General features: G+C 50.2%; 24 protein-coding genes and 2 pseudogenes. 25 read left to right on the top strand and 1 reads right to left on the bottom strand.

What is annotated here, in order from left to right; genetic code table 11:
- Positions 1 to 260 precede the first annotated feature (260 nt).
- Both CFI03_RS21995 and CFI03_RS22000 read left to right on the top strand, forming a co-directional pair.
- Positions 261 to 1697 (top strand): PAS domain S-box protein, encoded by a 1437-nt coding sequence (locus CFI03_RS21995; protein ID WP_248759665.1) that lies wholly within the window; start codon positions 261 to 263, stop codon positions 1695 to 1697.
- A gap of 171 nt (positions 1698 to 1868) precedes the next feature.
- Entirely contained in the window at positions 1869 to 2630 is a 762-nt protein-coding gene (locus tag CFI03_RS22000) for a spermidine synthase (protein ID WP_248759667.1), read from the top strand.
- 6 nt (positions 2631 to 2636) lie between these two features.
- Here CFI03_RS22000 and CFI03_RS22005 read toward each other — a convergent pair whose 3' ends face one another.
- Positions 2637 to 3539, bottom strand: a complete 903-nt coding sequence (locus CFI03_RS22005; RefSeq protein ID WP_248759669.1) for an AraC family transcriptional regulator — start codon at positions 3537 to 3539, stop codon at positions 2637 to 2639.
- Positions 3540 to 3664: 125 nt separating this feature from the next.
- On the opposite strand from CFI03_RS22005, the gene CFI03_RS22010 reads away from it, so the two are divergent.
- The 23 genes and pseudogenes from CFI03_RS22010 to CFI03_RS22115 all read left to right on the top strand — a co-directional run bounded on the left by CFI03_RS22010 (position 3665) and on the right by CFI03_RS22115 (position 23484).
- A complete protein-coding gene (locus tag CFI03_RS22010) occupies positions 3665 to 4495 on the top strand; it encodes a phytanoyl-CoA dioxygenase family protein (RefSeq protein WP_248759671.1) in 831 nt (276 codons plus the stop codon).
- Positions 4496 to 4803: 308 nt separating this feature from the next.
- On the top strand, positions 4804 to 5073 hold the full coding sequence (locus tag CFI03_RS22015) for a CD3324 family protein (RefSeq protein ID WP_127496316.1): 270 nt from the start codon (positions 4804 to 4806) through the stop codon (positions 5071 to 5073).
- A 165-nt stretch (positions 5074 to 5238) separates the two neighbouring features.
- Entirely contained in the window at positions 5239 to 5805 is a 567-nt protein-coding gene (gene cysC, locus CFI03_RS22020; RefSeq protein ID WP_248759673.1) for an adenylyl-sulfate kinase, read from the top strand.
- Between the two features lie 18 nt (positions 5806 to 5823).
- Positions 5824 to 6555: a Stf0 family sulfotransferase gene (locus tag CFI03_RS22025; protein WP_248759681.1), complete on the top strand. Its 732-nt coding sequence runs from the start codon at positions 5824 to 5826 to the stop codon at positions 6553 to 6555.
- Positions 6556 to 6650: 95 nt separating this feature from the next.
- Positions 6651 to 7316, top strand: coding sequence for a GntR family transcriptional regulator (locus CFI03_RS22030; protein WP_127496319.1), 666 nt, complete (start codon positions 6651 to 6653; stop codon positions 7314 to 7316).
- 49 nt (positions 7317 to 7365) lie between these two features.
- Positions 7366 to 8127 carry an SDR family NAD(P)-dependent oxidoreductase gene (locus CFI03_RS22035; protein WP_248759683.1) on the top strand — a complete coding sequence of 254 codons (762 nt, stop codon included), beginning with the start codon at positions 7366 to 7368 and terminating at the stop codon, positions 8125 to 8127.
- A gap of 38 nt (positions 8128 to 8165) precedes the next feature.
- On the top strand, positions 8166 to 9263 hold the full coding sequence (locus CFI03_RS22040; RefSeq protein WP_248759685.1) for a mandelate racemase/muconate lactonizing enzyme family protein: 1098 nt from the start codon (positions 8166 to 8168) through the stop codon (positions 9261 to 9263).
- 21 nt (positions 9264 to 9284) lie between these two features.
- Positions 9285 to 10058, top strand: coding sequence for an SDR family NAD(P)-dependent oxidoreductase (locus CFI03_RS22045; protein WP_248759687.1), 774 nt, complete (start codon positions 9285 to 9287; stop codon positions 10056 to 10058).
- A gap of 9 nt (positions 10059 to 10067) precedes the next feature.
- The gene (locus CFI03_RS22050) at positions 10068 to 10967 is read left to right on the top strand and encodes a fumarylacetoacetate hydrolase family protein (protein WP_248759689.1); all 900 of its coding nucleotides are present in this window, start codon (positions 10068 to 10070) and stop codon (positions 10965 to 10967) included.
- 192 nt (positions 10968 to 11159) lie between these two features.
- Positions 11160 to 11966, top strand: a complete 807-nt coding sequence (locus tag CFI03_RS22055) for a DUF427 domain-containing protein (RefSeq protein WP_248759696.1) — start codon at positions 11160 to 11162, stop codon at positions 11964 to 11966.
- A gap of 103 nt (positions 11967 to 12069) precedes the next feature.
- On the top strand, positions 12070 to 12807 hold the full coding sequence (locus CFI03_RS22060; protein ID WP_248759698.1) for an IclR family transcriptional regulator: 738 nt from the start codon (positions 12070 to 12072) through the stop codon (positions 12805 to 12807).
- A gap of 293 nt (positions 12808 to 13100) precedes the next feature.
- A pseudogene (locus tag CFI03_RS22065) lies at positions 13101 to 13835 on the top strand (ABC transporter ATP-binding protein); the annotation flags it as partial.
- A gap of 45 nt (positions 13836 to 13880) precedes the next feature.
- On the top strand, positions 13881 to 14531 hold the full coding sequence (locus CFI03_RS22070; protein WP_248759700.1) for an ABC transporter permease: 651 nt from the start codon (positions 13881 to 13883) through the stop codon (positions 14529 to 14531).
- 24 nt (positions 14532 to 14555) lie between these two features.
- Entirely contained in the window at positions 14556 to 15500 is a 945-nt protein-coding gene (locus tag CFI03_RS22075; RefSeq protein ID WP_248759703.1) for an ABC transporter substrate-binding protein, read from the top strand.
- 16 nt (positions 15501 to 15516) lie between these two features.
- Positions 15517 to 16884 carry an LLM class flavin-dependent oxidoreductase gene (locus CFI03_RS22080; protein WP_248759705.1) on the top strand — a complete coding sequence of 456 codons (1368 nt, stop codon included), beginning with the start codon at positions 15517 to 15519 and terminating at the stop codon, positions 16882 to 16884.
- Positions 16885 to 16891: 7 nt separating this feature from the next.
- A complete protein-coding gene (locus CFI03_RS22085; protein ID WP_248759713.1) occupies positions 16892 to 18574 on the top strand; it encodes a urocanate hydratase in 1683 nt (560 codons plus the stop codon).
- Positions 18567 to 19682 (top strand): DUF917 domain-containing protein, encoded by a 1116-nt coding sequence (locus CFI03_RS22090; RefSeq protein ID WP_248759715.1) that lies wholly within the window; start codon positions 18567 to 18569, stop codon positions 19680 to 19682. The genes CFI03_RS22085 and CFI03_RS22090 overlap by 8 nt, the downstream gene beginning before the upstream one ends.
- Entirely contained in the window at positions 19675 to 21213 is a 1539-nt protein-coding gene (locus tag CFI03_RS22095) for an HAL/PAL/TAL family ammonia-lyase (RefSeq protein WP_248759717.1), read from the top strand. Before CFI03_RS22090 ends, CFI03_RS22095 begins: the two co-directional genes overlap by 8 nt.
- 15 nt (positions 21214 to 21228) lie before the next feature.
- Positions 21229 to 22056 (top strand): DUF427 domain-containing protein, encoded by an 828-nt coding sequence (locus tag CFI03_RS22100; RefSeq protein WP_248759719.1) that lies wholly within the window; start codon positions 21229 to 21231, stop codon positions 22054 to 22056.
- A gap of 24 nt (positions 22057 to 22080) precedes the next feature.
- Entirely contained in the window at positions 22081 to 22248 is a 168-nt protein-coding gene (locus tag CFI03_RS22105; protein ID WP_248759721.1) for a hypothetical protein, read from the top strand.
- A gap of 27 nt (positions 22249 to 22275) precedes the next feature.
- A pseudogene (locus tag CFI03_RS31360) lies at positions 22276 to 22491 on the top strand (EamA family transporter); the annotation flags it as partial.
- On the top strand, positions 22474 to 22992 hold the full coding sequence (locus CFI03_RS22110; protein WP_349292494.1) for an EamA family transporter: 519 nt from the start codon (positions 22474 to 22476) through the stop codon (positions 22990 to 22992). The pseudogene CFI03_RS31360 and the gene CFI03_RS22110, both read left to right, overlap by 18 nt.
- Positions 22993 to 23151: 159 nt before the next feature.
- Positions 23152 to 23484, top strand: coding sequence for a winged helix-turn-helix transcriptional regulator (locus CFI03_RS22115; RefSeq protein WP_127496324.1), 333 nt, complete (start codon positions 23152 to 23154; stop codon positions 23482 to 23484).
- Positions 23485 to 23617: the final 133 nt, after the last annotated feature.

Here is a 23617-nt window from a genome sequence, read left to right on the forward strand (position 1 = left end):
TTGTCGTCAAGAAAACGTAGCTCTCCGGTTGGAGAAACCCTGCAAGACAGCGCTTTCTTTGCTCCGATCATAGTGGTTGGGAGGAGTCCCGGACAAGGTACAGTTAAGCGCTTTCAGGTACAATTTTCCTGCTTTGCGGAGTGCTCCGTTCATATTGCCGGCTATTATCCGTTCATGGAAAAGCAAGAGATATGGAAGCAAATGAGATTGGCTGGTATAATGCCTAATTGAGGATCAACTGCTTTTCAACGGAGGATTAGATGTATTCAAATTTCAACGGCGATAATCTTTTTTTGCATGCATTCGAGAAATCTCCAATTGGAATGGCTTTGTTATCGTTTGATGGACGTTATATAAAAGCTAATTCTTCTTTATGCCGCATGTTAGGATATAACGAAAGTGAATTAATAAATCAAACCGTTTTTTCCGGCACCCATCCTGACGATTTAGAAGCAGATCTGGAATTATGGCGTAGAATGGTACAAGGTGAGATCGAAGGTGATCAAATCGAAAAAAGGTATATTCATAAATCCGGGACCATCATTTGGGGACTTCTAAATGTGACTGTCGAGAGGGATGTACAAGGGATTGATGGCAAACCTATTTTCATTTCCCAAATCGTAGATATATCCGAGCAAAAAAAGAAGGAAGAAGAGTACAAGAGGATTGAAGAGCTGCACATGCTTATTTCTGAGCATTCGCAAGACGTGATATTACGATTAACTCCCGACGGAATTATCTCGTATGTCTCGCCAGCTGCCCGTTACCAGATCGGATACGAACCGGAAGAACTAATAGGGAAGCACGCCTATGAGTATTGGCATCCGGATGATTTGAACGGCGGCTGGTTAAGGCGGGGCAATCCCGACCAATCGGATAGCAGAATATTCGTGTACCGTCTTCGGCATAAAAGCGGCCATTACATCTGGCAAGAAGCTCACTCTAAAAAAATTAGAAATGCCGAGGGAGAAATTCAGCATGTGATCAGCATGGGACGCGACGTAACCGAACGGGTTCATTCGGAAGAATTAATCCGGAGATCGGAGAAGCTCTCCTTGATCGGCGAGCTTGCGGCCGGGATCGCTCATGAAATTAGAAATCCGCTAACCAGCCTGCGAGGATTTATGCAAATGTATTTGAAAGAGGATAGGGATGGTTCAAAGAAATTGCGTAATGATGTCATGATATCGGAAATCGACCGAATCAATGAGATCGTAAGCGAGCTTCTCGTGTTAGCCAAGCCGTCGAATGAGGTCTATGAGTTAAGGGACCTGGTGCATCTATTAACTCACGTTACAAGATTATTCGAGGGACAAGCCAACCTATACAATGTTCAAATAAAGCAGGAATTCGACGCCAATCTGCCGTTGATTCAATGTCAAAGCAGTATCAATCAAGTCTTTATCAATGTTTTTAAGAATGCCATCGAATCCATGCCTAAAGGCGGAGAAGTAACTCTGCAAGCTAAGCAAATGGGGAATCATATAAACATTCGAATTAAAGATACGGGGTATGGAATCCCGAATGATGACATAGCCAAGATCGGCAATCCATTTTTCACTACGAAAGAAACAGGAACAGGGTTGGGATTAATGGTTTCGATGAGGATCATCCAAAATCATAAAGGAACGATGCGAATCGAGAGTGAAGTTGGGAAAGGAACGATGGTTGAAATGATTCTGCCGATCAACAAATAGGATTTAGGCCTGCGTATGCTTAACCTTTAAGTATACTTTAGGCTTTTTTATTTTTACGGGAAAGGAGGATATTGCAATGATTCCACCTCGAAAAATCCGGCGAATATCCATCTTTTTCATCATTCTTTTATTGGCCATTGGTTTAAGTTATAACGAAAGGAGGCCAGCGGCATGCGCGTGCTTTATGAAGCAGCCATGGATGAAGAGCGCGACGGATTTGTCGTGGGCGACGTAGACGAGCTCTTTGGAAAAAAGGGAAACTTCCGGGTGCTCCAGTTTTCGGATGCGGCCGTGCAGGGGGCGCTAGATCTGGACGATCCACAGCGGATCGTATTCGAATATCCGCAGGCGATCCTCCATCTGCTGGAACATAACCAACCGGGGCTGGAGAGCGTATTTCAAATCGGACACGGGATCGGGACGATCGCCCGGCATTGCCGGGGCGAACGGTTCAAGACCGCGGAGCTAGACGAACGGATTGTCCAAGCCAGCCGACAATATTTTGGTTCCGCCGGGGAATTGATCGCGATCGGTGACGGACGCCGTATTTTGGAAGGCGAGGAAGCGGAGTTGTACGACGGCATCATCGTGGACGCCTTCACGGACAGAGGCGTACCGCGGCATTTGACAACGGACCGTTTCTTTGCGACATCCGCGGAGAAGCTCGACTCCGGAGGGATGATTGTGCTGAACGTGACCGGCAAAGGACCTGGCGACCGGCTAATTGGCGCCCTTCATGCAACGCTGCGCGAATCTTTCACTCACGTATCGGCTTACATGCTGCCCGCTGACCGGGCATCCGAAACGCGGAATGTGCTGCTTGCAGGGCGGAATGGCCGAATCGAATGCCGGGCGCGGGATATGGCCGGCTTCGTTCCGTTTGAGCCCGCTCCGGGACATGTCATTAAGGAATCGGTTCCATTCTCATGCTGATCAAATTCATTTATAGCTAGGTTGGTGGTTTATATGCGCAGCCCGCCATTTGCTGGGAGTCATGCCGGTCACTTTTTTGAACACTGTGCTGAAATGCTGGCTGGTCTTGAATTCAAGACTTAAAGCAAGGCTCGTAATGGGAGTATCTGAATGCGCCAATAGCTGAGCGGCATACTCTACGCGTGAACGCTCCACGAATGAAGAAGGCGACTGGCCAAAGCTTTCCCGGAACAATCGGTAAAAATGGGATTCGCTCACCCCAATGGAGGCAGCAATGTCCCGGTTGTTCCAATGCTTCTCGGGGTTTCGCTGTATGTTTTCCACAATGGAACGCAAAGCGGCATGCAGATCTTCCGGGATGTGCAAATCCGGAGGAGGCTCGGTCATGTTAAGAATCAGATCCAGCACCATATGGCGGACTTTCAGCTTGAGCCAGGGCTGCGCTTCCGTTTGAAGAACTTGCTTCAGCCTTCGGAAGCTTATTTTCAATTGATTATTGGTCCGCAAAACCCTAGGCAGATTATGCAGTTTTTCTACGACGGCATCGACTTCAATCGCGCTTAAACCAAGCCATAAGGAATCCGCTGAAGGCCGTTTTACAATCATCCACCAGATCGAGCAGGGCTCCATGTAGTTCATACGCGCCCGGTGAGGCTCATTCGGCCGCGTATGAAACATCTCACCGGCCCTTGTCTCATAATCCTGTCCATTGACTTCCCAAGTTACTTTACCGCTCTCTACGAACACAAATTCAAAGGCTCCATCATGCTCATGACGAGACAATCTTAGCGCTTCGGTGAAATGATCATAGCCAAGCATGAGAAGCTCCGGTACCTGTACGGCACCGGAATTGCCATTTCCCTCCTGATCATATACCCAACGTCCCGAACGGTCTTTCCCGGCTGTCATTGGCAAGTCTCCTTGTGTCAAATCATATCTATGTACAAAATCCTATTCGATAGTTTCCGGGAAGTCAAAGTCTAAAAAAGTTGATATCTTAAGGCGGAATCAACAATTATAGACGAAGAGGTGGAATGATGGGTTTTATTCCTTATGAAGTAACTGCGCAAGATAAACGGAATTTCGAACGCGATGGTTATTGGATCAGCCCTAAGCTTATTGACGACGAGACGATTGAAAAGCTTCGACTGGCTCATGAACGGATATGGGCATCCGATTTCGATGGCGACGGTTACCCCATGCATGATGTTCGTATTCCCGAGAATAAGATAGCGTTGCGAAAACACGATAACGGCTGGTGGATTAATGACGAGGTTAAAAACGTTGTTACCCATCCGGATTTAGGACGCATGTCCGCTGATTTGATCGGTGAATCCTCGATTAGACTTTGGCATGATCAAGTCATCTACAAGCCTAGTGCGGCAGGTCAGGAAACGATGGCGGGCAATGTTGGATGGCATCAGGACTATGGCTTTTGGAAATGCAGCAGTACAACGAATATGGTAACCGTCTGGATTGCCTTGCAGGATACCGATCTAAGCAATGGGGGAATGAGAACGATATTGGGTTCCCACAAATGGGGAGTCGTCGAAGGAAGCGCTGCTTTTTTCGACCAGGATCTGGACGGACTTAAACAGAAGTTTTCCGGGTTGGGAGAATGGAAGGATGAGCCGTGCATATTGAAAGCCGGCCAGGCTAGCTTCCACCATGGATTAACGTTCCACGGTTCCGGACCAAATCTGTCAGAGCAACCGCGGCTTTCCATTGTTGCGCATCTAATGCCCGGAGATACGGTATACAAATCGGGCAGGGGCAGGCATGATAATGTTCGATTAATAGGTCCTCGGCCATATGACGGGCAGCCTTTCAATAATGAATACTTCCCATTGCTTTACAGCAGATAAGCATCGAAGGGGGATAATGGTCAGAGAGTCTCTCGAAAAATAGAGTATCCCTTTACAATATAAGGAATTAACTTTAATATCTCAATCATAAGGAACACGATAAATGGATGCGAGTGAGGAGGTACTGCCGATGATCGAAGAAACGCTGCTCTGTGCAAAGTCTACACTATAAACAACGGCGGTTGTTTGTATAGAGCGTAATATGAGTTTTAATTAACCGCCTGTGTGTTAGGCAGCTTGAACGTTTATAGCGATAGGCTTTGCCCCTAGTGTAATGGAATCTATTACGTAGGAGTGGAGCAACTATCATGAAATATGTTAAAGCGGACATGGTCTTGCCGGAGCAGCTGCTGCGGGAAGTTCAGAAATATATGAATGGCGTCATGATGTACGTGCCGAAGGCTGAGGGAGACCGTATAGGCTGGGGCGTCAAATCTGGCGGAAGACAGAGGCTTGAACAGCGTAATGGCGAAATGCGGGAGTTATTCTCGCAAGGAGCGACAATCGAGCAGCTTACGGAACGCTTCTATCTATCATGCGACACGATTAAAAAAATAGTATATGCCAAAACAAAATAGAAGAAGTTTATAACCTTAAGCCGCATAGGACCTGCTCCGATGCGGCTTTCGTGTAGGTCAAGAATGGGTTGAACGGTTTGTTGCCTATTCTTGGATGGGGAACGGTTGCTAAAATAGAAAACGTTCCCCATTAATAATCAAGTTATTGCCCAGAAAGGAGAGAGTATGATCAAGCAGCATCCATGTAAGCTTGCCGCTAACCACCGTGTCGGGGTTGTATGGTTTACCGGTTTATCCGGCTCTGGCAAAACGACAATCAGTCAGCGGGTGGAGCGGTTATTGCTAGATCGCGGTTATCATTGCGCCGTGCTTGATGGCGATAAGCTGCGGGCAGGGCTAAATTCTGATCTCGGATATACAGAGGCGGATCGAACGGAAAACTTGCGGCGAACAGCTGAGGTAACTGCCATGTTATTGGATGCTGGCTTTATCGTCCTCGTTCCGATGATTACGCCCACGGAGGCAATGCGAGCGCAGATTCGAAGGCGTTTCGATGCGCATTCGTACACGGAAGTGTATGTGCGATGCTCGCTTGACACATGCGAACAACGAGATCCCAAAGGGCTGTACCGTAAAGCACGAGAAGGTATACTCCAAGATTTTACCGGCATTGATGCACGTTATGAACCGCCGTCGCAGCCGGAACTAATCCTGGATACGGAGCATCGGTCGATCGGGCAATGCGCGCAGCAGCTTGTTGAATTTATTGATCGTAAATATTCAATTCATTAAAAAGGAGCAGGAGATTCAATGAAAAAACCAATGCAAAGCTATACGATATGGTTCTCCCAACGCACGGGCAGCACGCTTCTCAATAAAGCGCTCGCTTCGACAGGCGTAGCAGGTGACCCATCAGAATGGCTGCATTACGGGTGGAACGATCCTGTAACGTTTCGTTTAGAAAATCTGGAGAATATATGGCAGCATGGTACGACGCCGAATGGAATCTTTGGGATTAAAATCGGTTACGAGCAGCGATGGATCGATGCCTTCCGAGACATGTTCAATCTGTCATCCGAAATATCGAGCGCGGAGGTGTGGAGTATGGCCTTCCCGAATTGCAGCAAACATATCTTCATGACCCGCCGCAACAAAGTAAGACTAGCCGTATCGTGGTGGAGAGCCATCGTATCCGAAGAATGGCATCGAAGCGCATGCACACAGCCGAAGGAATGTAACCTTGAAGATCAATACAATTACGATGCGATTCATCATCTCATTCAAGAAAGTGTCATGTTTGAGGCTGCGCTTGAAGATTTTTTCTCGAAAAACGGTATATCCCCCATGACTGTTGTCTACGAAGACTTCATTGAGGACTATGAAGGTACGGTCCTGAGAGTGCTTCAGTATCTCGGCATTCAGACAGAAGGCGTGAAGGTAGCTCCGCCGGCATTCGATAAGCTCGCTGATGAGTATGCGGAGCAGTGGGTTCAACGTTATCGCACCGAAAGCCAGCATGGATGGACGAATGTGAGATGGTAGCATAGAAAAGGGGGAGAAATACAGTATTGCAATAAAAGGAAACATTAGCTAGAATAAATCGTGTATGATATATGAAACAGCAAGGCGATGATGTGATGAAAAAAAATTTAAATCGTTACGTACTAACGGAAGAAATCTATACGCTGCTTAAAAGCCATATTCTAAACCACGAGATTGCGCCAGGCGAGAAAATCAATATCGATCAGTTGGCCCGCAATCTCGAAGTCAGCAACATCCCGATTCGCGAAGCGCTGTCCCGATTAGCAGCCGAGGGCTTGGTGGACACGGTGCCATTCAAAGGCATGTTCGTAGCCAAGATGTCGCTGCAAGAGCTGGACGAGATGTTCGAAATCCGAATGGAGCTGGAGTGTCTCTCTATCCGCAAAGCTGTTCATTCGATTCCGGCTTCCCAATTGGAACAATTGCAAAGAGAGATGGAAGAGTTCCCGCGTTCCGATCTATCGTCGGGCGAGCAGCGCATTCAGGTTATTGCTCAGATGAATGAGAGCTTGCATGGCTTGATTTTGAATCACTGCGGCAACCAATCGTTGAAAAGCTTGATCGAGTCTTATATTGAGAAAATTCAAAGATATTTGGCCTTGTACCAAAAGGATTTGAACGCTCAGCTCATTCAAGACGAGTGGGAAGAACATATGCGGATCGTTGAATTCCTGACGGTAAGGGATCAGCAGTCAGCGGAACAAGCACTCAAGCAGCATCTGGAAAACTCGTACAAACGGACGCGTGCGTTCTTTGTATAAGTTTTTTTGTCTCGAATCATGTACGATACATGATAAAGGAGGATTAAAGATGAAGTTATCGGGTAAAACGGCTATTGTCACCGGAGGTTCATCCGGCATCGGGGAAGCCATCGTCCGCTTATTCGCAGCGGAAGGTGCAAACGTGGTTATAGCTGACCGGAAAGCGAACGATGCAGCACGTTTAATTGAACAAATCCAGATCAATGGCGGAAGCGTCATCGCCGTTCAGACCGACGTGTCCAAGGACGAAGAGGTTCGGCGGCTTATGCAAGAGACGGTGCTTCAATTCGGGCGCATCGATATTGTGGTCAACAACGCAGCAGCCATCATGCCTAAATATTTGGAAGAGGTTGAAGAGGAGGAATGGGATCGAATCTTCAACGTGAATCTGAAAAGCGTCTTTCTGATGATCAAGCATTCCATCGCGGAACTCAAAAAAACGCGGGGATCCGTCGTCAATATGTCTTCGCTGAATGGTCTAATCGGACAAAAAATGAATCCGGTCTATGCCGCAACCAAAGGCGGGATGAACGCCCTGACCAAGGCTTTGGCACTGGATTACGCCCCCTACGGCATTCGCGTTAACAGCATTTGTCCCGCGGGCGTTACGACGCCATTGCTGGAGCAATGGATCAGCCAACAGGCTGATCCGGTTCAAACCGTCCGGAACTTGAACGCCATGCATCCTTTGGGCAGACCCGCGACTTCGGAAGAAGTAGCTCAGACCGCACTTTTTTTGGCCAGCGATGCATCCGGTTTCGTGACGGGCGTTACTCTTCCCGTCGACGGCGGCGCTTCGCTTGGTTATTAATAGATAACCATAATATACATACGAGGGAGCTTGTGAAGATGAAAATCACAAAAGTAGAAAGCTTTGTTCTGCATGTCCCGATTACACCCCCGATTACCGATGCCATTAACGTAGCCACGCACTGGGGATTATCCGGCGTTCGGATTCATACGGATGAAGGATTTATTGGATACGGTTACACGGGTACTTGCGCGCACGGCGACGATATGATCGTCGATACGATCGACAAATACTACGCTCCGCTTCTCGTCGCTAAAGATCCGTTTATGGTGAAAGAGTTGTGGAATGAGATGCGCTTCGGGAAAATGCATTGGATCGGACGCTCGGGCGTGACTCACATGGCTTTGGCAGCGGTGGATATCGCGCTCTGGGACATCATGTCGAAGGCATCAAACAAGCCATTATGGCAGTACCTCGGCGGGGCGAAATCCAAACCTATCAAAGCCTATAACACCAACGGCGGCTGGCTTAATTGGTCAAAGGAACGGTTGCTTAAAGACGTAACGGAGATTGTCGAATCGGGCTTTACGGGCGTTAAAATCAAGGTTGGCAAGCCGGATCCCCGCGAAGATTATGACCGCTGCAAGGCAGTGCGCAAAGCGATCGGCGACGATGTGATCTTCATGATCGACGTCAACCAGCAATGGAACATCAATACGGCGATGACTTGGGGCAAAAAGCTGGAGGAATTCGATCTGTACTGGCTGGAGGAACCGCTCAATCCGGACGATATTATGGGACATAAAAAGCTTGCTGACGAACTTAACGTACCGATTGCTTTAGGCGAGCACGTGTACAACAAGTATGCCTTCCGGGATTATATCCACAATGGCGCGTTAGAGTATTGCCAAGTGGACGTAACCCGCGTCGCGGGTATTACCGAATGGCTTCAGGTAGCCGGTTTGGCTGCAGCCTATGACGTGCCGATTTGTCCTCACGTAGGCGATATGGGCCAAATTCACCAGCACCTCGTCGCCTCGACGCCAAGTGCCATTATGCTCGAGTATATTCCGTGGATCCGGCATATTTTCGAAGAGCCCGCAACGGTGAAGGACGGACATTACGTGCTGCCCCAAATGCCGGGTGCTTCAACGACCATCTTACCTCGATACTTCGACGAATATCGTATTCGTTAACAATAAGATCGGAGGCACCCCATGAGATTAATCGATAAAGTCACTTTGATCACCGGGTCGGGATCGGGAATTGGCAGAAGTACGGCGCTTCGTTTCGGCGAGGAAGGCGCCTTTGTTATCGTGAACGACCTTGATGCCGTTAACGGAGAAGAAACCGTGCAGCAGATCCGTGACAAAGGAGGCAAGGCGACATTCATTCAAGCGAACGTCGCCGATCCGCAGTCCGTGCAAGAGCTTGTAAAACAATCGCATGAGAAATACGGCCGTATCGACGTGCTCTTCAATAATGCGGGAATCAGCGGTGTCGGCGCCATCCACGAGACCGAGCCGGAGCAATGGGACAAGGTAATTGAAGTCAATGTACGCGGCGTTTTTCTAATGAGCAAATACGTCCTTCCCGGCATGATGGAGCGTAAGACCGGTAATATCATCAATATGTCGTCTTGCATTGCGGAGATTGGACTTGCTCGCCGCGCCTCTTATTCGGCGTCCAAGGGCGCCGTGCTGGCCCTTACCAAATCGATGCAAGTCGATTACGCCCCTTACAACATACGCGTAAACGCCTTGCTGCCAGGAACGATACTAACGCCGTTTGTTGAAGATTTTCTAGCAAGATCGTATGACGATCCCCATATAGCCTACGAATCTCTGCGCAAACGCCAGCTGAGCGGTGACTTGGGCAGGCCGGAAGACGTTGCGCAAGCCGCCGTATTCCTCGCGTCGGATGAGTCTAAATTCATGATGGGATCCCCCTTATATATCGACGGAGGCGTCGTATTCGGAAAAAATGCTTAGGAGGAACTTATGAAACTATTAACCTTTAAAGAGAACGGCGAATATAAACTTGGAATTAAAACGGACCTAGGCGTACTCGACGTCGCTTCCTCTGCACGGGAACTCGATATGGCCGGCAAGGTGCCAACGGATGTTCATTCCGTCATTGCCGAAGGAAAGCCGGCTGTCGAAGCGCTCAGCAGGCTTGCGGAAAAAGCCTCTTCCGCCGCTCGCGCGAGCTCCTATTGGCTCGAAGAGGATTCGCTTAACTACGGTCCTTGCGTCACGAACCCGCAAAAAATCATCTGTATCGGACTCAATTACCGCCGCCACGCGGAGGAGACAAATGCGGCGATTCCGGAATATCCGATTTTGTTTAACAAGTTCAACAACACGCTGACGGGGCACGGACACGATGTACCGCTCCCGCGAGTATCGAGCAAAGTGGATTACGAGGCCGAGCTCGCTGTCGTCATCGGTAAGCAAGCAAAGTATCTTTCCGAGGAAAATGCGCTGGACCATGTATTCGGTTATTGCTGCGTCAACGATATTTCCGCGCGCGACCTGCAGATGAGAAGCCAACAATGGCTGCTCGGCAAATCATGCGATGGCTTCTCGCCGCTTGGTCCTTACTTGGTCACGGCGGATGAAGTAGGCGACCCAAACAACCTGGCGATCCAAACGACCGTAAACGGAGAAATTCGCCAAAACTCCAACACGTCCGATATGATCTTCCATTGCGGAGAGATTGTAAACTACGTTTCCCAGCATATGACGCTATTGCCGGGAGACATCATTCTTACAGGAACGCCGGAAGGCGTCGTGCTTGGTTACCCGCCGGAGAAGCAAGTTTATTTGAAGGAGGGGGACATGGTCACGATCTCCATCGAGAAACTCGGCAGCATTACGAACCGTATGGTGAAGGAATAAGGTGTAACAGGGTCCCTGAAAGAAAAACCTTGAACGTTCGTTGCAGCCGGTCAATTTGACCGGCTGTTTTTATTTAAATAACAATTTCGATAAAAATAGTAGGAATATGATTGTACTCCTGAATATTCCATGTTATTATCTCATTGTGATAATAAATTACTTATATATGATATTTTAAAGGAGGCTTAAAGCATGAGCACGAATACGAAGAAGGTTATCAAAATCGACGTCAATCCGAGAAGGGTTCGCGTAAAGTTTGCCGGAGAAACGATTGCCGACAGCAAACGGGTACTGACGCTGCATGAACGCGGTCATTTGCCCGTCTATTATTTCCCGATCGAGGACGTAAGAACTGACTTGCTCGTCGCAACCGATCATACGACCTATTGCCCATTTAAAGGCGATGCGTCGTACTGGACGATCGAAGCCAACGGCCGCGTATCCGAAAATGCGGTCTGGGGGTATCAAGAGGCAATTGCTCCATCCGAAGCGATAAAAAGTTATGTATCGTTCTATTGGAACAAGGTTGACGCCTGGTTTGAGGAAGAAGAAGAAATCTTCGTGCACCCTCGCGATCCATACAAACGCGTGGATGCTTTGCAAAGCTCCCGCCATATTCGCGTCGTAATCGACGGCATTACAGTAGCGGAGAGCCAGCGTCCTGTCATCGTATTTGAGACCGGCCTTCCGGTGCGTTATTATTTGCCGGCGGAAGATGTCCGACAGGATTTGCTTACGGCAACGGAACATCGGACACGTTGCCCATACAAAGGCGAAGCTTCTTATTGGACTGCGAATATCGACGGTCAAACGCATGAGAATATCGTATGGGGTTACGAGAACCCGATTCCCGAAATTCCGAAAATCAAAGGGCTCCTGTCCTTCTATAGTGAACGCGTTGAAACGTATGTTGACGGCGAACGGGACGGCGATTTAACTTGGCATCTTTCGGCGCTTGATTTTTTTAACGCGAACGAAATTAAACCGGTGCTCGCTTAAAGCAAGAGTCAAATAACGGGACTGACCTGATTGCAGGAAGTCTTTTTTTTATTTTGAGGCCATGTAATATATTTGTACACGTACTTGTACAAGGGGGGGCATCATGAACGGAACACAAACATTAAATAGGGCGCTTGATATTTTGTTTGCATTATCGGAAGCGAACGATACGCTGACGGTAAGCGAGATTGCCGAGAAAGTATCCATACCGGAGAGCACAACCTACCGCTTTTTACAAACGCTTGAACAGAACGGCATCGTAGAGCGGCGCGGGAAGAGCCAAGTTGGCCTTGGCTTAAGGATCTTAGACTTGGCAAGGAGTCTCAGCCATCAGATGCACCGCGAGTTACTGCCGCTCGCTTTCCCAATCATGGAGGAATTGACTGCGCAAACCCAAGAAACATCCGTATTGTTCGTACGGACAGGACTGAACTGCGTATGTATTCAAAACGTCAGGAGCCAAGGACTTCTGCAATTCGCCGTGGAAAATGGCCGCGTGCTGCCGCTAGCTTCCGGCGCGTCGGGAAAATGTATACTCGCTTATGAAAACGAACGGACGATCGATCGTGTATTTGACACGCTTGGATCCGAGTCGGAACGGTCAAAGCTTGCCGAGGATCTTGAGATTATCAAAAACAACGGTTACTGCATCACGCACGGCGAAGTCGATCCCGATATTTTCGCTATGGCAGCCCCGATTTTCGATGCGCATGGGCTCATCGTTGCGAGTATTTCCATAGCGGGTCCGAATTTTCGCAGCAATGCCGAATACGACAAGGAGATGGCAGGATATTTGCTTGATGCATCCGAGCGGTTGTCGCGTAGGCTAGGGAATGGATAGCTTATAATTCCGACAAGTTTACTAGAAAATATTTCATTGACAGGACCATGATTCCATAATAATATTAAATTATAATATGTGTTTATCACATTGTAATAATTAAGGGGCTCACCTGGCGATAGGAGGTCTCATTTTCCCGGAAGGGAAAATGAGACCTTTTTTGTTTACCGGGAGCGGAAGAATTCCGATAGTCTGTATCGGACACTTCAAAAAGGAGGGAAAAGGACTCATTTTTCATCTATAAATCTGACTAAAAATATAAGTCTAATATGTTTTACGGAAGGGAGAACGCCATGAACAACGGTACCGCGGTGGAATTCAGGAAAGTGACGAAAAACTACGGTTCGGGCAATGTGCTGGACGGATTCAATCTCATTATACCGGCTGGAAAAATTGTTACGATCATCGGTCCGTCAGGCTGCGGGAAGACGACGCTACTTAAGATGATCAACCGGTTGATCGAGCCGGAATCAGGCAGCGTATTCGTCGAAGGGGAAGAAGTCTCGCAGCTAGACCCGGTCACGCTGCGGCGAAAAATCGGGTATGTCATTCAACAAATCGGATTGTTTCCGCACATGACGATCGCTGAGAATATTTCAATCGTGCCACGGCTAAAGGGGGAGAAGAGACAGCGTTACAATGCGCGTGCGGATGAACTGCTTGAACTGATCGGACTTGATCCTATGCGATTTCGAGGCCGGTATCCGCATGAACTAAGCGGCGGGCAGCAGCAGCGCGTAGGAGTCGCACGTGCCCTCGCCGCCGACCCCTCCATTATTCTTATGGATGAGCCTTTCAGTGCACTCGATCCAATCAGTCGCGTACAACTGCAAAAAGAATTGATCAAGCTGAACGAACGAGTTCAGAAAACAATCATATTCGTGACACACGATATTGACGAGGCACTGAAAATTGCTGATTTGGTCGTACTTCTCCGTGAAGGAAGCATCATCCAAATGGGGACGCCTGCCCAACTCCTAGATCAGCCAGCCGGACATTTCGTCCGCGAATTTCTGGGTACTGAACGGTATGGTGAATACAGCATTTAATTACTTGAAAGGAGTAATCCGCTTATGGATCAAGTGTGGAACACCTTGCAAGCCGATTGGCCGCTCATCGTGCAGAAAACCGGCGAACATTTTCGGCTATCGTTCCTATCGGTACTTATTGCGTGCCTTATCGCCATTCCAGCCGGTATTACATTGACCGCCTATCGCAGATTGGCAAACGGCGTCATTACGGTTGTCTCGGTTATTCAGACAATCCCAAGTCTGGCACTGTTCGGTTTCATGATCCCGTTTGTTGGCATCGGAACGAAACCGGCGATTATCGCGTTGACGTTATATTCGCTTCTGCCCATTTTGCAAAATACATACGTTGGCATCGGCGGAGTTAATCCCGCGCTTATAGAGGCGGGAACGGGAATGGGGATGACGAGATGGCAAATTTTATGGATGGTTCAACTGCCTATAGCGCGCAGCGTTATCATGGCGGGGGTCCGGCTCGTGGCCGTGCAAACGATTAGTTTGGCGACCATCGCCACGTACATCGCCGCCGGCGGACTTGGCGATATCATTACGCGGGGTATTTCCATGATTAATACGACTACCATCATGGAGGGAGCTATACCGGTATCGCTGCTCGTCATCGTGGTTAATGTCCTGCTGTTGGGATTGAACCGGGTTTTAACGCCGAAGGGCTTGCGTCACTATACCAAACAATAAGGAAAAGTCGAGAGGAGATATGAAATGGGGAACATGAGAGTGAGCGTGCATGGCAGATATTGGCGTAAGGTGGCATTCACTGGAGGGCTGGCATTCCTTGTGCTTTTAGGAACAGCGGGTTGCGGGAAATCGGAGTCCGCCTCGTCTTCGGCGGAGGATACGATCACCATCGCAACCAAAGGCTTCGCGGAATCCGATATTATGGCCAACGCGATTAAGCTGCTGATCGAGGATAATACGAAGCTGAAAACAAACGTGACGACGCTAGACAATAACCTGCTGTGGAAAGCGATTGATGCGGGTGACGTCGATACCTATGTTGAATATACCGGCACGGCGCTGCTGAATATCTTGAAGGCCAAGCCCGAATATGATCCGCAGAAAGCCTACGACGTCGTCAAGCAGCAGCTTAAAGAGAAGAACCACATTAACGTGCTGGACCAAATTGGCTTTAACGATACGTATGCTCTCGTACTGCGCAAAGAGGTCGCAAATAAGCTGAACATCAAAACCACTTCGGAACTGGCGGCGCACGCGGGTGAAATCGTCTTCGGCACGAGCCAGGAATTTTTGAAGCGCGAAGATACTTGGCCGCTTTTAGAGAAGGTATACGATCTAAAATTCAAAGAGATCAAAACGATTCAAAATAATGCCCTTGGTTATAAGGCGATTGAGCAAGGAATTATCGACGTTACGGACGTTTATACGACAGACAGCAAGATTCCTACCGCAGACTTTATCGTACTCGATGACGATAAGCACGTTTTCGTGCCGTATTACGCCATTCCGGTCATTCGCGAAGCGACTTTGGAGAAGCATCCCGAGTTGAAGGGCATTATTAATAAACTTGCCGGCACCATCGACGATGCCGAGATGCAGAAACTGAACGGTGAAGTGGAACTGAAGAAGCGTCCAGCAAATGATGTAGCGAAGGAATGGCTGCAGAGCGAAGGTTTGCTCAAAAAATAAAAGGGGGGCAGAAAGCATGAGCAAGAAACAACGACAAATGGCGCTTGGTGCCATGATGTATTTTCCGGCAGGCGAGCATATCTCCAGCTGGCGGCATCCGGAATCGGACGCCGCCGGCCTGATGGATTTCAATTATTATAAGCACATCGCTCAAACGGCGGAACGCGGCAAGTTCGACATGTTCTTTTACGCGGATGAGTTATACGTGTGGGATCGCTTCGAATCCGGTGTTGCGCAATCGAACAGCATTCGCCCGGAACCGTTTACGCTGCTCTCGGCGCTGGCGGCCGTCACAAGTCGGATCGGGCTAGCTGCAACGGTGTCGACGACCTACAACGAGCCTTACCATATTGCACGAAAACTGGCTACGCTGGACCACTTGAGCGGAGGCCGTGCGGGATGGAATATCGTCACATCCCAAACTGACGAAGAAGCACGTAATTTCGGGTTAGAACAGCATCCGCAGCATAAAGACCGTTACGGTCGTGCCAGGGAGTTTGTGGACGTCACCCAAGGGCTATGGGACAGCTGGGACGACGATGCGCTTCTGTTCGACAAGGCAGGAGGCAACTTTGCCGATCCGTCCAAACTGCATACGCTTCATCATAAATCAGAGAATTTTGCAGTACGCGGTCCCTTGAATGTTTCGCGGCCGCCGCAGGGTTATCCGGTTCTCATTCAAGCCGGCGCGTCGGAGGCAGGTAAAGAATTGGCAGCCGCTTCGGCTGAGGTCGTCTTTGCGCCGGGCTCCGCCTTTGGGCTGTTCGGCACGGTCGAAGACGGAAAAGCACTGTATGACGACATCAAGGACCGCATGACTAAATACGGACGTTCACGGGATGATCTAAAGATTTTACCTGGCGTGCTGCCGATTATCGGCAGAACGGAAGAAGAAGCAAAAGAAAGACTGGATGCCGTAAATGAGTTGACGCCGGAGCGTCTTGGCTTGGATCTTCTCTCGCATTATTTAGGCCGCGATATCTCCAATTATCCACTGGACGAACCGCTCCCGTACGTCCCCCAATTGGAAGGCTTTAATCAAAGCAAGAGTAATTTGACACGTATCCTGCAGCTGCTGGAACGCGAAGCTCTGACAATTCGCCAGTTGTATAAACGGGTTAACTCCCGCGGCATAGCAGGCACGCCTACACAGATCGCGGATCAGCTTGAAGCCTGGTTCCTTGCCGGGGCAGCTGACGGCTTTAACGTCATGTTCCCGCACCTGCCAGGCGGCTTGGATGATTTCGTCGATCTGGTCGTGCCTGAGCTTCAGCGGCGAGGTCTGTACCGACTGGACTATACCGGCGCGACACTTCGTGATCATCTCGGGCTGAAGCGACCCGAAAGTCGATACGCCAACGTCCAATCTCAAACAAAGAGGTGAATCCCCAATGACGGTACATGCAAACGAGAATCGAATCGAAGCTGCGCGGGGGAGTAAACTGCGCTGCAAAGGGTGGCGGCAAGAGGCACTGCTGCGCATGCTTGAAAACGTGCTGGAGAACGGGGAGAACCAGAAGGAGCTGATCGTTTATGCTTCGCTTGGCAAAGCGGCCCGCGACTGGCCTGCTTATCATGCGATTGTGGATACGTTGAAACAGTTGGAGGAGGGAGAAACGCTCGTCATACAATCCGGCAAACCAATCGGCATATTTCGCACCCAGAAACGGGCACCTCTCGTCATCATGGCCAACTGCAACCTTGTCGGCCGCTGGGCGACAAGCGAGCATTTTTATGATTTACAGGAGAAAGGCTTAATCGTCTGGGGTGGCCTTACCGCGGCTGCCTGGCAGTACATCGGCTCGCAAGGAGTCATTCAGGGCACCTACGAAATTTTTCAAAGTATTGCCAGATTGCATTTCGGAGGCAGCTTGCGCGGCAAGTTTATCTTGACGGCGGGACTTGGAGGCATGGGCGGTGCTCAGCCGCTAGCCGGAACGATGGCCGAAGCCGCCATTTTATGCGTGGAAGCGGACGTAGCGCGTATCGACAAACGCCTTGCGAGCGGCTATTTGCAGCGCAAAACGTCAGATCTGGACGAAGCGCTTCGCTGGATTGGCGAAGCGGTAACGACCCGCGAAAGTCTGTCGGTCGGCTTGCTTGGCAATGCCGCTGACGTTTATCCGGAACTGCTTCGCAGAGGCATTGTGCCGGATATTGCGACGGATCAGACCTCAGCGCATGATTTGCTTTACGGATATATCCCGAGCGGTTATACACCAGAGCGGGTGGTGGCGGTTCGGGCTGAGAATCCCGACAGGCTGAAGGACGACGCGGGCCGTTCCATTGCCGCCGAAGTCCGCGCATTGCTCGGTTTTAAGGAACGGGGGGCCATTGTTTTCGATAACGGCAACAACATTCGTACCCAAGCGAAGCTGTACGGCGTCGAAAATGCCTTTGACATCGATATTTTCACGGAAGCGTTCCTGCGCCCGTTGTTCGCGCGAGCGATCGGGCCTTTCCGTTGGATTGCATTAAGCGGTGATCAGGGCGATATCGCAAAAATCGATGATTATATTCTTCAAGCCTTTGGCGACAACGAAATCGTCGCAAACTGGATCCGGCTGGCGAAAGTCCATGTTCCGGTTGAAGGATTACCCGCCCGCATCGGTTGGTTCGGCCACGGGGACCGGACGAAGCTTGCCCTCGCGGTAAATACGATGGTTCGGGAAGGCAAGCTATCGGGTCCCGTCGCTTTCTCGCGTGACCATTTGGACGCCGGGGCGATGGCGCATCCCAATATTATGACGGAACGAATGAAAGACGGCAGTGACGCAATCGCGGATTGGCCGCTGCTAAATGCCATGATGAGCTGCTCATCCATGGCAGATCTGGTCGCGATTCATTCCGGCGGCGGAGGATACGCTGGTTATATGACGAGTGCGGGCATTACGGTCGTCGCCGACGGTTCCGAATTCGCGGACGAGCGTCTTCGCACCTCGTTGACCAACGATACAACTCTTGGGGTCCTTCGATACGCGGACGCCGGCTACACGGAATCCCATGACGAAATTCAAAACAAAGGCATCCGTCGCATCGCGACGGAGCAATATGGAGGTAATCCTAATGCGTGAATTAACACATGAAGATGTCGTCGCCGCGGTAAGAGGCGGATCCGTCTTCGCCTCCGGCGGCGGAGGTTGGGTGGATCATGGTCTTGAAATTGGCGGAGCTGCTGTCGCGCTTGGCAGGCCTAAGCTAGTATCGGTCGACGAACTGCCGGAGGATGCCATTGTTCTGACCTGTACGGCAATCGGCGCGCCGGCAGGCACGGATTGGCAGATGCTCGGAAAGGATTATATTAAAGCCGTTCAACTGGTTCAGGAGCGTTACGAAGGCAAAATCGTCGGCGTCATGACGCCGCAAAACGGCATGTCCAGCAGCATTAACGGGTGGCTCCCCGCGGCGGCGCTCGGACTCGTCGTTGTTGACGCGACCGGTGACATCCGTGCCCATCCTACGGGCAAAATGGGTTCCCTCGGACTTGCGTCCCGCATCGATTTCGAGACGATTCAAGCCGTAGCTGGCGGTAAGCCGGATAGCGGGACATATATCGAGCTAGTGACGACCGGAACCCCGGCTAAAACCTCCAATATTCTGCGCACGGCAGCTGATATGGCAGGCGGGTTCATCGCCGCGGCCCGCCATCCGTTGCCGGCTAGCTATATTAAGGAACACGCGGCCGTAGGAGGTATTTCCATTGCAATCGAATTGGGCCGCACAATTCTGCAAGCTGAGGCGAGCGGCGCGGACGCCGAAGGCATCCTGAAGGCGATTGAAACGCATACGGGTGGTTTGTTCATTGACCGAGGTAAGGTATCGCGGAAGAACGTTCGCTATTCAGGCGCGTTCGATATCGGCACGATCGAGATCGACGTGCAGGGTGAAGGCGGATTGACGCTGCATGTCATGAACGAATATATGGCAGTCGTCGACAACCAAGGGATTCGTAAGAGCACGTTCCCCGATGTCATCACAACCTTCTCACTGGAGACCGGCAGACCTGTCAGCGTCGGCCATATCGAAGAAGGTCAGGATATCGGCGTCTTCGTTATCGACAAGTCTCTTATTCCGCTAAGCTCCAGTGTCAAAGACCCTAGCGTCTATCCAGAGGTAGAACTTGCGCTCGGTATCGAGCTGTACCGCCATGCATTCCCGGAAACGGTGAAGGCGCATGTCTGACATACTGCGCCTGGATGGCAGCAGCCTTTCGATAGCAGACGTATATGAGGTTGCATACGGCGGGAGGAAGATCGAAATCGCCGCGCCGGCTTGGGAACGAGTGAACGCGGCGCGCCGGCTAATCTTTGAATTAGCCGATCGGGACGTCCCGGTGTACGGGTTGAACCGAGGCGTGGGCTGGAACAAAGATAAAACCATTGAAGCGGTTTTCTTCGAACGCTTTAACCGCAATCTGATTCGCTCCCATTCCGCGGGAATCGGGCCCTATGCATCTGAGCCCGAGGTCCGGGCTGTTCTGCTCGCTAGATTGAATACGTTATTGGTTGGTTGCTCCGGCGCGGATCCATCCATCGTTCTGAGGTATGCCGAATGCCTGAATCGACGCGTCCATCCGGTACTCCCGTTGCGCGGATCCGTTGGTGCAGCTGATATTACAACACTTTCCCATATCGGGCTTGCATTCATAGGGGAAGGGGAGGCCGATTACGAAGGCCGCCGACTTCCCGCGTTGGAGGCGTTGTCTGCTGCAGGATTGACGCCGCTTACACTCGGGCCGAGGGACGGGCTCGCTATCGTCAGCTCCAATGCGCACGCGGCTGGAACGGGGGCTCTCGTTTTACACGAAATCGGTGAATTGTTGGAGCTGGCGGATATCGTATATGCCTTGTCGCTAGAGGGGTTGAGCGGTAACGTCAGTCCTCTTGAGGAGGGAGTTCATCGCGTCAGACCGTATCCAGGTCAGCTGCGAAGCGTCGCCGGCGTGCGATCGGCTCTACAAGACAGCGATATATGGCAGCATTATAATCCAGAATCGCTGCAGGATCCGCTGAGCTTCCGCGATGCTTGCCACATTCATGGCGCGGCATACGATGCTCTTGGCTACACAGCCGAGCAACTGGAAATCCAGTTAAACGGCTCTGATGATAATCCATGCGTGCTGGTGGACGAGGGTCGTATCATCTCCTGCGCGAATTTCGAAGCGGTCTCATGGACGCTTGGCTTCGAGATGCTTGGCAGTGCCCTGCATCATGTGTCACGGGCCGCGTGTTATCGGATCATCAAGCTCGGTACGCCTTCCTTTACCGGCTTGAGTCGGTTTCTGACACCAAACGAAGATTCCTCAATCGGCTATTGCACCGCGCAAAAAACCGCAACATCCCTCGACGCGGAAATCCGACATTTATCCAATCCGGCATCTGCCGATTATTTTGCGCTTGCAGGCGAAATCGAAGATCACGCGGCCAATTCGCCTTTCGTCGTGGCAAAGACGCGGGAGATCCTCGACCGGCTGCGCTGGATTATCAGCATCGAGGTGCTGCATGCCGCGCAGGCGGTTGATCTGCGCAATGCCGCCTCCGGTAATTCTGTGCTTGGCAGGGGGACACGCGCGATTCATGCAGCTCTTCGGGAACAGGTATCGTTTCTCGCGGAAGACCGCAACATCAGCAAAGATATAGAAACCGCCTACGTTATGATTAAAAACGGAGAAATGCTTGAAGCGGCAAGAGAGGCATTCGCTACTAGTATATAAAGGGGATGTGAAATAATGGTACATTTTGATCCGCAATGGTCGCTTCGGGATATCGGAGGCGAAGATTGGCAAATTCGGGCGGAGCGGAGCCCCCGCTGGATCCGCGTGAAGTTCGGCAATGTTTTCGTCGCCGATAGCAAGCGTGCACTAGTCGTAACGGAAACCGGCAAGCTGCCGGTCTACTATTTTCCGAAAGCAGACGTGCGAACGGATCTTCTGCTAGAATCTCCGCATCGCGAATTGGACCCTAATAAAGGAGAAGCGACGTATTTGCATGTCGATACGGGTAATGGCTTCATTGAACGGGCTGCCTGGACGTATTCGACACCAACAACGAAAAGCGCGCTGCTCGCCGATTATATCGCATTTGTTTGGAAGAAGGCCGATGCCTGGTTTGAGGAAGAAGAAGAGATATTCGTCCACGCTCGGGATCCATATACGCGCATTGATGCCTTACCGAGTTCTCGCCATGTGCAAGTACTGCTAGGCGGCCAGGTGATTGCGGATAGCCGTAATCCGGTCATTCTCTTAGAGACAGGATTGACGCCTCGCTATTATTTGCCTAAGGAGGACATCGACTTCAACTATCTTATTCCGTCAGAGACGATCACAAGATGTCCATATAAAGGTCTCGCCACCTACCATACAGTAAGCGTCGGCGACAAAGTATACAAGGACGTTGTCTGGCAATACGAAAATCCGCTGCCCGAGGTGCATGAAATTTCCGGCAGGTACAGCTTCTATAATGAGGTTGTTGATGCGATTATCATCGATGGCGAGAAATGGGTTCTACGGGGAGAAGATCGTCTTGCTTACGGAAACATTGGCAAGACCAATTCGTAACCGTTTATTGCGAGGGATGGCATAATGATGAGGAGTGGGCGTCAATCGGCAGTACTGGCATTGCTTGGCACGTCCATTTCGTGGGGGTTCAGCTACGTAATTAGTGCCCATCTGCTTCAATCCTTCTCACCGATGGGGCTGTCTTTCCTTCGAATGGCGCTAACTTGGGCTTGGATCGTGATTTTGCTCTAGCGAAAAAAAGAAACAACGAGACTTTCTCATCAGACATGGTTGCTCCTGCTGATGTCTTCCGCATTCGGAACATTGATTCAACAGCCGCTCTATTTTGAGGGACTTCGTTTGTCCACGGCTGCAAATGCTTCTTTGATCTATGCTGCGGCTCCGCTAGCTGCTATTTTCCTCGAGAGACTAACGCTGAAGACACACCTGACTACCATGAAGCTGATCGGAGGAATCATCGGCTTTGCCGGGGTTGCGATCATTGTTGGTATCGGGGATAACGGTTTACGGCTTACCGCCGGAGACGGGCTATTATTTTTTGCAATGTTAGGCATGACCGCCAGCATGATGTTCACGCCTGTTCTGGCGAAAAAGATGTCGTTGCGCATCATGAACCTAAATTCCGTTGGTATCGGCATGCTTATGATGGCTCCTATTGCGGGGAGCGAGGCGTATGCGGGAAGATGGATAGCTTCAAACCAATCGATGCCTTGGATTCTATTGATTCTGCTTGCCTTTATTACAGCCGTATCCGGCATTTGGTGGACAAAGGGAGTGGCGGAGGCTGGACCGGGAACAGCGGCAATATTTATGAATCTACCTCCATTTATCTCGCTCATGGCAGGTCATTGGATTATCGGTGATCCGATCCGACACGTCCAGCTGTGGGGAGGGGCTTTGGTCTTGCTGGGAGTATTCGCTTCTACCGGCCTGCCGCTGCTTAAGCCGGATTTAAGTAAAACCACGGACCAGTAAGTAGAAACCCCAATCGCAATAATTGATTGTAATCTGCCGGTTAAATACACATCGGCAGATTCTTTGCGTTTAAATGACAGACTGGATTGTAGAGCTATCGTGTGTTATGTTAATTTTTAGGAAATGCACTTACTTAAAAGTAAGGAGATGATTCGTCCAATGATTCATCAGCGTGAATGTCCGGTCGAGACGCTCCTTCATGTTTTAAGCGGCAAATGGAAGCCTCTGATTTTATGGCATCTGATGGAATCCAAGAAGAGATTCAACGACCTGGAAAAGCTAATACCCGATGTATCCCAAAAAATGCTCTCGCAGCATCTCCGTGATTTGGAACGAGAAGGCATCGTCGACAGAACGGTCTATCCCGACGTCCCTCCAAGGGTAGAATATTCGCTAAGCGAGTATGGCAAAACCTTGATTCCCGTAGCGGAAGCGATGTGTGCTTGGGGAGAAAATCATAATAAGCGGAAATATGAAGAGTCAGCGTCATAGAGCTGGTTCAAACAACAGGCTGCCACATCCCGGGCAGCTTTTTTTGTCTTCCCGCGGCTTTAATCCTGATACTTACTTTTAAGTTAGTACCCTACTTTAAAGTGGGTTCTTAACAGCATTTTGAAGCGGTGCT

The sequence above is a fragment of the Paenibacillus sp. ATY16 genome, from assembly GCF_003399985.2.
Lineage (GTDB): Bacteria > Bacillota > Bacilli > Paenibacillales > Paenibacillaceae > Pristimantibacillus > Pristimantibacillus glycanilyticus.

Coding starts and splice junctions, on each gene's coding strand:
- CFI03_RS21995 (WP_248759665.1), top strand. CDS start 261: ATGTATTCAAATTTCAACGGCGATAATCTTTTTTTGCATGCATTCGAG.
- CFI03_RS22000 (WP_248759667.1), top strand. CDS start 1,869: ATGCGCGTGCTTTATGAAGCAGCCATGGATGAAGAGCGCGACGGATTT.
- CFI03_RS22005 (WP_248759669.1), bottom strand. CDS start 3,539: ATGACAGCCGGGAAAGACCGTTCGGGACGTTGGGTATATGATCAGGAG.
- CFI03_RS22010 (WP_248759671.1), top strand. CDS start 3,665: ATGATGGGTTTTATTCCTTATGAAGTAACTGCGCAAGATAAACGGAAT.
- CFI03_RS22015 (WP_127496316.1), top strand. CDS start 4,804: ATGAAATATGTTAAAGCGGACATGGTCTTGCCGGAGCAGCTGCTGCGG.
- cysC (WP_248759673.1), top strand. CDS start 5,239: ATGATCAAGCAGCATCCATGTAAGCTTGCCGCTAACCACCGTGTCGGG.
- CFI03_RS22025 (WP_248759681.1), top strand. CDS start 5,824: ATGAAAAAACCAATGCAAAGCTATACGATATGGTTCTCCCAACGCACG.
- CFI03_RS22030 (WP_127496319.1), top strand. CDS start 6,651: ATGAAAAAAAATTTAAATCGTTACGTACTAACGGAAGAAATCTATACG.
- CFI03_RS22035 (WP_248759683.1), top strand. CDS start 7,366: ATGAAGTTATCGGGTAAAACGGCTATTGTCACCGGAGGTTCATCCGGC.
- CFI03_RS22040 (WP_248759685.1), top strand. CDS start 8,166: ATGAAAATCACAAAAGTAGAAAGCTTTGTTCTGCATGTCCCGATTACA.
- CFI03_RS22045 (WP_248759687.1), top strand. CDS start 9,285: ATGAGATTAATCGATAAAGTCACTTTGATCACCGGGTCGGGATCGGGA.
- CFI03_RS22050 (WP_248759689.1), top strand. CDS start 10,068: ATGAAACTATTAACCTTTAAAGAGAACGGCGAATATAAACTTGGAATT.
- CFI03_RS22055 (WP_248759696.1), top strand. CDS start 11,160: ATGAGCACGAATACGAAGAAGGTTATCAAAATCGACGTCAATCCGAGA.
- CFI03_RS22060 (WP_248759698.1), top strand. CDS start 12,070: ATGAACGGAACACAAACATTAAATAGGGCGCTTGATATTTTGTTTGCA.
- CFI03_RS22070 (WP_248759700.1), top strand. CDS start 13,881: ATGGATCAAGTGTGGAACACCTTGCAAGCCGATTGGCCGCTCATCGTG.
- CFI03_RS22075 (WP_248759703.1), top strand. CDS start 14,556: ATGGGGAACATGAGAGTGAGCGTGCATGGCAGATATTGGCGTAAGGTG.
- CFI03_RS22080 (WP_248759705.1), top strand. CDS start 15,517: ATGAGCAAGAAACAACGACAAATGGCGCTTGGTGCCATGATGTATTTT.
- CFI03_RS22085 (WP_248759713.1), top strand. CDS start 16,892: ATGACGGTACATGCAAACGAGAATCGAATCGAAGCTGCGCGGGGGAGT.
- CFI03_RS22090 (WP_248759715.1), top strand. CDS start 18,567: ATGCGTGAATTAACACATGAAGATGTCGTCGCCGCGGTAAGAGGCGGA.
- CFI03_RS22095 (WP_248759717.1), top strand. CDS start 19,675: ATGTCTGACATACTGCGCCTGGATGGCAGCAGCCTTTCGATAGCAGAC.
- CFI03_RS22100 (WP_248759719.1), top strand. CDS start 21,229: ATGGTACATTTTGATCCGCAATGGTCGCTTCGGGATATCGGAGGCGAA.
- CFI03_RS22105 (WP_248759721.1), top strand. CDS start 22,081: ATGATGAGGAGTGGGCGTCAATCGGCAGTACTGGCATTGCTTGGCACG.
- CFI03_RS22115 (WP_127496324.1), top strand. CDS start 23,152: ATGATTCATCAGCGTGAATGTCCGGTCGAGACGCTCCTTCATGTTTTA.